Origin of the sequence: Stenotrophomonas sp. NPDC077659 (genome assembly GCF_050268705.1) — a bacterium.
Taxonomy (GTDB): Bacteria; Pseudomonadota; Gammaproteobacteria; order Xanthomonadales; family Xanthomonadaceae; genus Stenotrophomonas.
On record NZ_JBNNHG010000130.1, the window covers coordinates 1 to 10,928 of the forward strand.

Annotated in this window: 7 protein-coding genes; 3 read left to right on the forward strand and 4 right to left on the reverse strand. The window is 66.8% G+C overall.

All coding sequences use genetic code 11. The features are described 5' to 3' along the window. Nucleotides 1-235: 235 nt before the first annotated feature. The 4 genes from ACQKDV_RS15460 to ACQKDV_RS15475 all read right to left on the reverse strand — a co-directional run bounded on the left by ACQKDV_RS15460 (nt 236) and on the right by ACQKDV_RS15475 (nt 7,035). Nucleotides 236-2,200: a M2 family metallopeptidase gene (locus tag ACQKDV_RS15460; protein WP_427784877.1), complete on the reverse strand. Its 1,965-nt coding sequence runs from the start codon at nt 2,198-2,200 to the stop codon at nt 236-238. Between the two features lie 588 nt (nt 2,201-2,788). After that, entirely contained in the window at nt 2,789-4,438 is a 1,650-nt protein-coding gene (locus ACQKDV_RS15465) for a phosphoethanolamine transferase (protein WP_427784879.1), read from the reverse strand. Next, nucleotides 4,435-5,202, reverse strand: coding sequence for a phosphatase PAP2 family protein (locus ACQKDV_RS15470; RefSeq protein ID WP_427784881.1), 768 nt, complete (start codon nt 5,200-5,202; stop codon nt 4,435-4,437). Before ACQKDV_RS15470 ends, ACQKDV_RS15465 begins: the two co-directional genes overlap by 4 nt. 111 nt (nt 5,203-5,313) lie before the next feature. After that, nucleotides 5,314-7,035 (reverse strand): ArnT family glycosyltransferase, encoded by a 1,722-nt coding sequence (locus ACQKDV_RS15475; RefSeq protein ID WP_427784886.1) that lies wholly within the window; start codon nt 7,033-7,035, stop codon nt 5,314-5,316. Between the two features lie 115 nt (nt 7,036-7,150). Between ACQKDV_RS15475 and ACQKDV_RS15480 the strand changes: the two genes are divergently transcribed. The 3 genes from ACQKDV_RS15480 (at nt 7,151) to ACQKDV_RS15490 (ending at nt 10,708) form a co-directional block, all read left to right on the forward strand. After that, on the forward strand, nt 7,151-7,861 hold the full coding sequence (locus ACQKDV_RS15480; RefSeq protein ID WP_427784883.1) for a response regulator transcription factor: 711 nt from the start codon (nt 7,151-7,153) through the stop codon (nt 7,859-7,861). Next, on the forward strand, nt 7,845-9,134 hold the full coding sequence (locus tag ACQKDV_RS15485; RefSeq protein ID WP_427784884.1) for a sensor histidine kinase: 1,290 nt from the start codon (nt 7,845-7,847) through the stop codon (nt 9,132-9,134). The genes ACQKDV_RS15480 and ACQKDV_RS15485 overlap by 17 nt, the downstream gene beginning before the upstream one ends. Before the next feature lie 323 nt (nt 9,135-9,457). Continuing rightward, a complete protein-coding gene (locus ACQKDV_RS15490; protein WP_427784885.1) occupies nt 9,458-10,708 on the forward strand; it encodes a DUF819 domain-containing protein in 1,251 nt (416 codons plus the stop codon). Nucleotides 10,709-10,928 lie beyond the last annotated feature (220 nt).

Sequence of the window (10,928 nt, forward strand, 5' to 3'; positions counted from 1 at the left end):
GACGCGCTGCGCGATGCCGCGCAGGCTGAGGCCAGGGAGAAGGGCCAGACCTTCGAGGAATACAAGGCCGAACTGGCCGCGGCGATGGCGGCGAAGAAGAACAGCTGATCGCGCCGAATCTGTAGAGCCGAGCCATGCTCGGCTTGCCGTGCGTAGCACGGTGGAAAAGCAGCCGAGCATGGCTCGGCTCTACAACATGGGGAAAGGGCGGATCCTTGCGGATCCGCCCCTCTGCTCATTTCGCCGCCGGTGCCGCGCTGGCCTGCCAGCCGCACATCTGGCCCTGGTTCTGCTGCTTCAGCCACTCGTTGACCGGGCTGAAGTATTCGATCATCGGGCCCGCATCGAGCTTGTCGCTGCCGGTCAGTTCCTTCAGCGTCGTCTGCCAAGGCTGGCTGGCACCCTTGCTCAGCATCGCCCAGTACTTCTGGCCAGCTTCCTTGTTGCCGTAGAAGGTGCACTCGTGCAGTGGCCCCTTGTAGCCGGCCGCATCGCACAGGCCCTTGTAGAACTGGAACTGCAGGATGCGCGCCAGGAAGTAGCGGGTATAGGGGGTGTTGCCCGGCACGTGGTACTTCGCGCCCGGATCGAAGAATTCCTCGCCGCGGGTGCTGGCCGGGGCCACGCCCTGGTACTTGGCCTTCAGGTCCCACCACGCCTTGTTGTAGTTGTCCGGAGTGATCGAACCATCGAACACGCCCCAGCGCCAGCGGTCGATCATCAGGCCGAACGGCAGGAACGACACGCCGGACAGGGCCATGCGCATCTGGTTGTTGATGACCGCCTCGCGGCTCTCGGTCGGCGCGTCCACCAGGCCGATCGAGCTGAGGTACTTGGGCGTCATTGCCAGCACGATGGTGTCGCCGATCGCTTCGTGGAAGCCATCGTTGGCACCGCCCTGGAACAGCGGCGGCAGCGGGTTGTAGGCCAGGTCGTAATAGAGGTGGCCCAGTTCGTGGTAGATGGTGGTGAAGTTCTCTTCGTTGGGCTTGATGCACATCTTGGTGCGCACATCGCCTTCCATGTTCATGTCCCAGGCGCTGGCGTGGCAGACCACGTCGCGGTCATCGGGCTTGATGAACTGGGTGCGTTCCCAATACGACTGGGGCAGCGAGGGCATGCCCAGCGACACGTAGAAATCCTGCGCGCGCTCGGTCATCTGCTTGGCGGTACGCAGTTCGGCCTCGCGCTGCGCCTTGTACTGCGCCGTCACGCTGGCATCCTTGCCGGCCTTGCCCAGCGCCGCGCTGAGGTTGGCCTGGTACTGCTTTTCCAGTGCCGCAGTGATGTCCAGGCTGCCCGCACCCGGGTACGGTTCCAGCTGGTCCCACAGGTTGGACCAGTCCTGCTGCCACATGTTGCCCAGCAGGTGCGCGGCGATCAGGCCGTTGCCCACTTCGGCCTTGTCCTTGCCGTAGGTCGTGTCCAGCTTGCCGCGCGCATAGCAGTGCAGCTGCTCGTACATCGGCTTGACCTGCTCCCACAGGCGGTCGGTTTCCGGCCCGATCTGCTCCGGCGGCATGTCATAGCCGCTGCGCCACATCTGCCCGGCATCGGTGAAGCCCATGCCCTTGGCGCCTTCGTTGACCAGGCTGACAAACTGCTGGTAATCGCCGCGCATGCTCTTGGTGGTGCTGTGCCAGCCCTGCCAGGCATCGAGCTGCTTGTCGTAGTCGCGGCTGCGCGCCAGCACCTGTTCCAGCTCGCCCAGCTGGCGGCAGGAGTTGGGATCGTTGGCATCGGTGCAGTACTTGCCTGCGCCGTAGCTGCCTTCCATGCGGGTGGCGATCTGGGTCAGCTGGGCCAGCTTGGCCGCATCGCGCGGGGCGGGCATCGAGGACATCAGCTTCAGCAGGTGGATGGCGCGCTTGCTGTCCTCGCTCATCGGCTGGCCTTCGAACTTCGCTGCCTGCTCGATCCAGCTGTTGAGCTGGGTCAGTGAGCGCTCGTTGGCCTTGGCGGCGATGCGTTCAGAATCGCTGTTGATGTAGGTGGAGGACAGCCACTGCGCCGAGGTCATTTCCGGGTAGGCGGCCTTGAATTCGGCGTTGATGCGGGCGACGAACTGGTCGGCGGTCTCGCCGGTGGGGGCGCTGGCGGTGGCGGCCTCGGTGCCTGGCGAAGGTTCCTTCTTGCAGGCGACCAGGGCCAGCGTGGCGGCGGCGACAGCCGAGGCCAGCAGGAGATGGCGGTAAGTCACGGGCGGTCCTTGGGTGGTGAACGACGGCCGAAGGCTAGTGGGCAGTCGTTGCCACCGCAAGTGGCAAAGGTCCGGCAGGGCTTGCAGCCCTGCACCCGCTCACGTCAACTTCAACGTCAAAAGCGGGCTATCCGTGGGTTGGCGGGTTCACGCGGCGGCTGGTGGGTGCCGACCGTTGGTCGGCACGTCTGTCGGATATCGAATGAAATCATCCACACATGGCGTGGATCTACTGTGTCGAGTCCGACAGGCTGTTGGTAGGTGTCGACCTTGGTCGACACATCTGTCAGACATCGGGATCCGACCTCGTGCCGACCAACGGTCGGCACCCACCAACATCAAAACGTTCCAACAGATCGCAGGAAACTGTCGAAGGCGGGGTGGGTCCGGTTGAGGGGGCGTGAGCGCCATGGATGGCGCGACCGAGCTTACAGGGACGTACTTGCAGCGTCCCCCTCAACCGGACCCGCCCCGCCAACCCACGGATATCCTGCTTCTGACTTTGATGTTGCCGGCCAGCGGCCGGCACTACCGGGGGGGGGCGGGGCAGCAGGTGCAGGGCTGCAAGCCCTGCCAGCACACAACCCCTCAGCTCTCGCAGCCGGCGAACAGGTCCCGGCCACGCTCGTACAGCGCGGTCTTCACCTGCATCAGCCCCAGCACCGACGGGAACAGATTGTCGTGGTCGGTGTACGCCGCCGAACGCTTGCGCAGGCACTGCAGATCCAGCCCACGGTTCTGCACGAAGCCCGGCGAGAACCACATCGTCATCGGCACGCGGGTCTGCTCGGCCGGCGCGATCGCATACGGTACGCCGTGCAGGTACAGACCCTTCTCACCCAGCGACTCACCATGGTCGGACAGGTAGATCATCGCGGTATCGTAGTCCTGCAGGCCCTGCAGCTCGCCGATCGTCCTGCTCAGGAAGTGGTCGGTGTAGAGCACCGCATTGTCGTAGCTGTTGGTGATCTCTTCGCGCGAGCAACGACCGATGTCACGCGTGTCGCAGGTCGGCTTGAAGCGGGCGAAGGCAGCCGGGTAGCGCTCGAAGTAGGCCGGGCCATGGTTGCCCAGCTGGTGCAGCACCACCACCCGGTCGCCCGGCCTGGCACGCACCTGCGCGGCCAGGTCCTGCAGCAGGATCTCGTCCATGCAGCGGCCATTGGCGCACAGGCCCGGGGTGGTCGCGTCGGACAGCGACTGGAAGTCCAGGCCCTCGCACACACCCTTGCAGCCGGACTGGTTGTCACGCCACAGCGGCGTGATGCCGGCGCGGTTCAGTACGTGCAGCAGCGACTGGTGCGCGCGGATCTTCTTCTCGTCGTAGTCGTGACGGCCCCACGGGGAGTACATGCAGGGCAGCGAGACCTCGGTGCTGGTGCCGCACGAATGCATGTCGGGGAAATTGATCACCGGCGCCTGCGCCAGTTCGGGGGTGGTGTTGCGGCCTCCGTTGAGGCCCCAATTCTGCGCACGTACGGTCTCGCCCATCACGATCACCAGCAGTCGCGGCTTGCTGGCCGCTGCGCGCGGCGTGGCCTTGGCATCGGTGCCGATCGGCAGCTTCGGCGCGCGCTGCACCGGATTGTCGCTGCGCAGCGCACGCGGCAGGCCCAGCAGTACATTGGCCGGTGTGGCGAGGTAGCGCACTTCGCGCTGGTTGCGCATCAGCGCCGACACGTCCTGGAACGAGACCAGCGCACCGCCCAGTGCGGTGGCGGCCGCCACCAGCAGGAAGGCAACGCGCCACAGCAGAGTGCGGCCCCAGCTGGAGCGGCGCAGTTCCACCCGCCACAGCAGCACCATCGGCAGCACTGCCAGCAGCAGCACCGGCCAGATCAGCGACGCCGTCATCAGTTCGCGGCTTTCCTTCGGGTCGGTGGCCAGCACGTTGCGCAGCATGTCCGCATCCAGATAGATGTGGAACTGGCTCATGTAGTGCGCCGCGAAGGCGGTCACCAGCAGCAGCACGCTGATGACTACCTTGGCATTCCAGCGCCACACCAGCAGGCCCAGCAGTACGCCGTGTGCGCCCAGCAGCAGCAGCAGCAGCGACAGCGCATAGCGCAGGCTGCCAGGGTGGCTGGCCATGGCGCTGTGCCAGAACAGCGCATTGCCGGCGACGGCGAAGAACAGGCTGGTCAGCGCGATGAGCGCTTCGGTGGACAGCTGCGGGCGCCAGCGGCGAAGGCTGGCCAGCGCCGGCAGGCGCAACGTACCCTGGACCGATGTGCTCATGCGCATGCCTCCTGGCGGGGCTCACGTTCCAGCGTGTCGCGCGACAGCAGGCGCGTGGTCAGCAGGAACAGACCCAGCGACAGCAGCCAGCACAGCAAGGCCGTGGCAACGTCATGCGAAAGAAAATGGGCACCGCGCAGCTGCTGGCTGATGCCGAATGCCAGCCCGGTGCCGAGGCCGATCCACAGCCCGGCCCAGCGCCACGCCGGGCGCCAGAGCAGGGCGAAGAAGTACAGGCACACCCAGGCATAGCCGGCGCTGGCATGGCCGGCCGGGAAGCAGGCTGGCGTACCCATGCCGTGCGTGCGGCTGTTGAACAGGCCGATGAAGGGCTGGTGGCCGCCGTAGCGCAGCAGGTCCCAGGGACAATCCATCGGTACCAGGGCTTTGAGCAGGGAGATCAGCCCGGTCCCCAGCGCCATCGCAGCCACCACGTACAGCAGCGCCCAGCGCAGGGTGCGGTCGTGGCCGCGGCGCCAGTGGTGGAAGCACAACAGCGCCACCACCAGCGCTGCGGCCGTGCTCAGCCACTTGCCGCCCTTGTGTACGAGCGCGCGGGTCAGCCACGCATCCTGCAGCGCCCAGTGGCCACCTTCCCACCGGAACAGATGGTCGGCCAGCCACTGGTCACCCCCGAAGCCCATCAGCAGCGCGAACAGTGGAATGCCGATGGCCAGCGGCACCCAGAAATGGGTCAGCGCAAACCGCGACGCGAGCCAGGAAGGCGTGGAGGCAAAGGCCGGGACAAGGGGACGAGCGGACATGCGGGAAGGGGCCATGGCAGGAATCCGCGGCCATGCTCGTCACCTCCATGTCGGAGAAGGGTCGTACACCTGTTCGTACCGGGTTAATGCGGTTTCGGCGCGAGCCAGGGTTCAGTCTTCTTCCTCCGATGCGCCTGCACGTTCGGCATGGCAGCTGGCATCCCACGCGGTGCCGGGAAGCAGTTGCCAACGGTTCCTGTTGGCAATGCCGATGTCGATCACCTGTGCCGGATCCACGCAGGGGCTCATCGCCTTGTCCAGCACCAGCACCCAGCGCTTGCCCGGCGCCTGCGCCAGCCACGGGCCGGCATCGTGCCACTGCTCGGCCCAGTCACGCTTGAAGCCGAACTCACGCACGGGGCGGTCGGCCTGCAGCAGGTTCTGTTCGCGCCAGGCCACCAGCGCCAGCTCGGCATCCGGACCGATCCGCTTGCCTACCCGCTGCATCAGCGCCGACGCCGATGCGTAAGGGTCCAGCGCCGGCATCAGTACCAGCCCGTACAGCATCCACAGCATGCCGTGGGTGAGCAGCACCAGCAGGGCCGCACGGCGCACGCGCAGCCAGACCGCCAGCGTGGCCACGGCAATGGCGAAGACCAGCAGGCCATTGCCCAGCGTCGGCAGCAGCGAATCGGGCATCGCCCGGCGTGCCAGCTGTGCCTGTGCCCAATGGCTGTCGGTCATCATCATCACGCCCAGCGTGCCGGTGGCGACCATCAGCACCAGGCTGTAGCCGAACAGGTAACGGCGCACGCACAGGCGGCGCAGCAGGCCCGGCAGCAGTGCGGCCACGGCCAGCGCCATCGCAGGCAGCATCGGCAGCACGTAGACCTCGCGCTTGCCCGGGCTGGCACTGAAGAACACCAGCACCAGCAGCGCCCAGCCCAGCAGCAGCCATTGGCGGCGGTCGCCGCGGCGCAGGCGGCGCCACCAGGGCCTGGCCAGCAGGGGCAGCAGCAGGCTGCCCGGCAGCCACAGCGTCAGGATCACCTGCAGGTAGTACCAGACCGGCTGCCGGTGGTGCCACGCGTTGGCGTAACGGGTTCCGGTCTGCTTGAACAGCAGTTCGTGCGCGTAGGACTGCAGCGACGCACTGGGTTCATGCAGCAGGGCCCAGCCCAGCGGTGCCAGCCATACCGCCACACCCAGCAGGAAGGCCGGCAGCAGCCACAGCAGGGTTGCCGGGTGCGGACCGGGCGCGGCATATCCGCGGCGGCGCTGGTACAGCCACCAGCCGAACCACGGCAGCACCATCAGCAGCGGCAGGAAGCCCACGCCCTTGGTCACCGTGCCCAGGCCTGCGGCGAAGCCGGCCAGCCACAGCGCTGGCAGGTTGCGGCGTTCGGCCAGATGGCGCAGCAGGCCCCACACGGCCACAGTGGTCATCCCCACCAGCACCATGTCGATCTGCGCGCGCTTGGCCATCAGCCCGAACTGCAGCGTGCAGAACAGTGCCGCCATCGCGTACAGCGAATGCCGTGGCGACCACAGCCGGCGGGCCAGGTCGGAAACCAGCCACAGGCTGAGCAGGGCTGCCAGCAGCGAGGGCAGCAGGAACGACCACTGCCAGCTGCCGACCACCTGGTGGGCCGCCGCCTGCAGCCACATGAACACTGGCGGCTTTTCAGCGTAAAGCTCGCTGCCACGGTGCGGCAGCAGCCATTGCCCGGTTTCGACCATGGTCCGCGCAGCCAGCACGAAGCGCGGCTCGTCCGGCGGCTGCGGCTGGCGCAGGCCGATACCTGCGCCCAACGAGATGATCATCAGCACCCACAGCAGGGGCAGGAACCAGCGGCGGGGCAGGGCTACAGGCACAGCGGGCTCCGGGGACAAAACGGTCATTGTGAAGTTCAAAGCGTGGGAAAGGCGTCGGAGATGGCGCGCAGGGCGACCGCATTCCGACATGGGCAGCGCTACCATGGTACGGACTTCCGGGGATATTCCGTGCATGCGCCTGTTGGTGATCGAGGACAACCGCCAGTTGGTGGCCAACCTGTTCGACTATTTCGAGTCGCGCGGGCACGTGCTTGACGTGGCCCCCGATGGCATTACCGGCCTTCACCTGGCCGGCAGCCACCCCTACGACGCGGTCATCCTGGACTGGATGCTGCCGCGCATGGAAGGGCCGGAGGTGCTGCGCCGCCTGCGCGCGGACCAGGGCTCGGAAGTGCCGGTGATCATGCTGACCGCGCGAGATGAGCTGCCGGACAAGATTGCCGGGTTCCGCGCCGGCGCCGATGACTACCTGACCAAGCCCTTCGCCCTGCCCGAACTGGAGGTGCGGCTGGAAGCCCTGCTGCTGCGTGCGCAGGGGCGCAACCCGCGCAAGCGCCTGCAGGTGGCCGACCTGGTTCTGGATCTGGCCACCCTGGAAGCCCAGCGCGCTGGCCAGACGCTGCACCTGTATCCGGCCTGCCGCAAGCTGCTGGAGGTGCTGATGCGGGCCAGCCCCGGCGCAGTGACCCGCCAGCAGCTGGAGTTCGCCCTGTGGGGCGACGAGCCGCCCGATGGCGACCTGCTGCGTTCCCATGTGTACGAACTGCGCCGCAGCGTGGATGGCCCCTTCAACGACAAGCTGATCCATACCCTGCCGCGCGTGGGCTACCGGTTGGCGGCCAGCGGCAGTGCATGCATTGAAAACGATGAAGAAACCGCGTAAGCCCGGCCCGCTGTACAGGCGCGTGCTGGGGTGGCTGCTGGGCTACCTGGCGTTGATCTCGCTGGCGGTGTTCAGCGTAGGCAACTACGTGCACGAACACGCCGAGCACGCCGCGTGGCGCGCGCTGCTAAATTCCGAACTGGACAGCATCGTCGAGCACGCCGAACACGAGCCGCTTTACCACTGGCAGGACTCGGACACGCTCAGCCTGTACCGCTTCGATGAAGCGGACCTGCCTGAAACCCTGCGAGAGCTGCGCCCGGGGCTGCATGACGGGGTTACGGTGGGCGAGCGCGAGACCGCCGTGATGGTGCGTGACACTGCCAGCATGGGCCGGGTGGCGCTGGCCCTGGACATCACCGATTTCCACGATCTGGAACAGTTTGCGACGCGCTGGGTGATGCTCGCCGGCATCATCATGGTGTTCGTCACCGTGCTGATGGCCTCCTTCGGCATGGAACGCGTGGTACGGCCGCTGAGCCTGCTCGCCCAGCATATCGGCGCTTTGCGGCCCGGCGAGCAGGGCAAGCGCATCGACGTCGACCCGCGCGGCAGTTCGGAACTGCACACGATTGCCGATGCGCTCAACGACTACCTGGACCGCAACGAGCAGTTCGTCGAGCGTGAGCGGGTGTTCATCAGTACCGCCAGCCATGAGCTGCGCACGCCGATCGCGGTGATTACCGGCGCGGCCGAACTGGCGCTGGAGCAGCCGGGCCTGCCCGAACGCGCGCGCCAGCAGATGCAGCGCGTGCTGCGCACGGCGCAGGGCGTGGAGCAGCTGATCGAACTGCTGCTGGTGCTGGCCCGCGATCCGGCCCGGCTGGCCGCGCGTGCCGAGCGTATCGCGCTGGACCAGCTGCTGCCGGAGATCGTGGATGACCACCGCCATCTGCTGGGGGACAAGGATCTGAGCATCGGCATCCAGGCGGCGCCGGTGGACATCGTCGCGCCGTTGGCCGTGGTGCAGGCGGCGATCGGCAATCTGCTGCGCAATGCCATCGAGAACAGTGGGCGTGGTCACATCCAGCTGCAGCTGAGCGCGCAGGCGGTGCTGACCCTGCAGGATCCGGGCCATGGCATGTCGCCGGAAGAGATTGCCGCCATCCATGCGCGGATGGCGCGTGGGGAGCGGGCCGACCGCAGCGGTATCGGCCTGGACCTGATTGCCCGCCTGTGCGAGCACCTGGGCTGGACCCTGCAGCTGCAGCCCTGTGAACCGCGTGGCACCCGGGCCACCCTGGACTTCGGCGCCTCGCGTCCGACCGCGTAGCTGGCAACCCTGGTTGGCATGCTTCTACCCTGGTGGATGCCAACCTTGGCTGGCATGCGTTACGTCGACCAAGGTCGACGGCTGCCGGAGCGGATTCACCGCCCTTTTGGCCGCTCCACATGCGGGTCGATGAGGATCACGATGCGATCGTTGCGCATCACCCGCCAGTGGCGGACGGCTTCACCGACGGTGGCCCCGAAGCTCCGTGCCTTGTGGAACGCGCGCGAAGCAGACGGGATGACCCCGCGTGAAGGCGATGTTAATCTCGGGAAGCGCCGCATCCTGCGGCGTTTTTTCCGCCCTTTCGATCGACAGAGGATCCCATGCCGACCGAACCCGCTACCGCCCTGATCAGCAACGACATCGTTGGCCTGGGCCTGATTGCTGCCACGCTGGCCCTGATCTTCTGGGCTGCCAGCGGCCCGACCCCACTGCTGAAGAAAGTCTTCGCCTGGGTGCCGGCCCTGCTGCTGTGCTACTTCATCCCCGCCATCTACAATACCGCCGGCATCATCGACGGCCACAACACCGCGCTGTACAACCCGGTGGCGCGCGACGTGCTGCTGCCAGCCGCGCTGGTCCTGCTCACCCTGTCGATCGATCTCAAGGGCATCGCCAAGCTGGGCCCCAAGCTGCTCATCGTGTTCTGTGCCGGTACCGCCGGCATCATGCTCGGCGCCATCGTCTCCTTCCAGGTCATGAAGCTGATCCACCCGGAAACGGTGGCCGGTGACACCTGGGCGGGCATGGCCGCGCTGGCGGGCAGCTGGATTGGTGGCGGTGCCAACATGGTGGCCATGCGTGAAGTATTCGGCGTCGATGCCACCACGTTCGGCCAGTTCGCGGTGGTGGACGTGGCCTGTGCCAGCCTGTGGATGGCCATCCTGCTGTTCCTGGCCAACCGCGCGCAGCAGATCGACACCCGCAACGGTGCCGACACCCGCGCCATCGACGAGATGAAGGCGCGCATCAGTGCCTACGACGCACAGAACGCGCGCATTCCCAGCATGACCGACCTGATGGTCATCGTCGGCGTGGCACTGGGTGGCGTCGGCCTGGCGCATGCCATCGCCGCGCCACTGGCCGGCTGGTTCAAGGCCAATGTCAGCTGGGCCAGCCAGTTCAGCCTGGACAGCCAGTTCGTCTGGGTGATCCTGCTGTCCACTGCGATGGGCCTGGGCCTGAGTTTCACCCGCGCGCGCCGGCTGGAAGCGGCCGGTGCCTCGCGCCTGGGCACGGTGTTCCTGTACTTCCTTATTGCCTGCATCGGCATGCAGATGAACCTGCTGTCGCTTCTGGACCGCCCGTGGCTGTTCCTGCTGGGTGCAATCTGGATGTCGGTCCATGTGCTGGTGCTGTGGATCGTCGCCAAGCTGCTGCGCGCGCCGTTGTTCTTCTTCGCGATTGGTTCCCAGGGCAACATCGGCGCTGCGGCTTCGGCACCGGTGGTGGCGGCGGCATTCCATCCGACGTTGGCGCCGGTGGGCGTGCTGCTGGGCACGGTGGGCTATGCCAGCGGTACAGGCCTGGCGTATGTCACCGGCCTGATCCTGAAATGGATGGCCACCGGCTGAGGGGGCCAGCCGGGCGGCGCCCGGCACCCGCCGAAGCTTGCAAGCCAAAGCAAAGGCAATGGCAGGCTTCCTGTGGGATGGCGCGGTACTGTGGGTTTGCGGGGACGGCGCAAGTACGTCCATGTAGCCTTGGTCGCCGCTTGCTCGAGCGCGCAATCCTGCGCGCACGGCAAGACCGGGGTTGGGCGTCCTGCCCAACCCGCCCGAGGCATGCCTCGGG

What these genes read in the sequence shown, in the direction of transcription:
- ACQKDV_RS15465 (WP_427784879.1), bottom strand. Translation starts at nt 4,438, where the DNA reads ATGAGCACATCGGTCCAGGGTACGTTGCGCCTGCCGGCGCTGGCCAGC.
- ACQKDV_RS15470 (WP_427784881.1), bottom strand. Translation starts at nt 5,202, where the DNA reads ATGTCCGCTCGTCCCCTTGTCCCGGCCTTTGCCTCCACGCCTTCCTGG.
- ACQKDV_RS15480 (WP_427784883.1), top strand. Translation starts at nt 7,151, where the DNA reads ATGCGCCTGTTGGTGATCGAGGACAACCGCCAGTTGGTGGCCAACCTG.
- ACQKDV_RS15485 (WP_427784884.1), top strand. Translation starts at nt 7,845, where the DNA reads ATGAAGAAACCGCGTAAGCCCGGCCCGCTGTACAGGCGCGTGCTGGGG.
- ACQKDV_RS15490 (WP_427784885.1), top strand. Translation starts at nt 9,458, where the DNA reads ATGCCGACCGAACCCGCTACCGCCCTGATCAGCAACGACATCGTTGGC.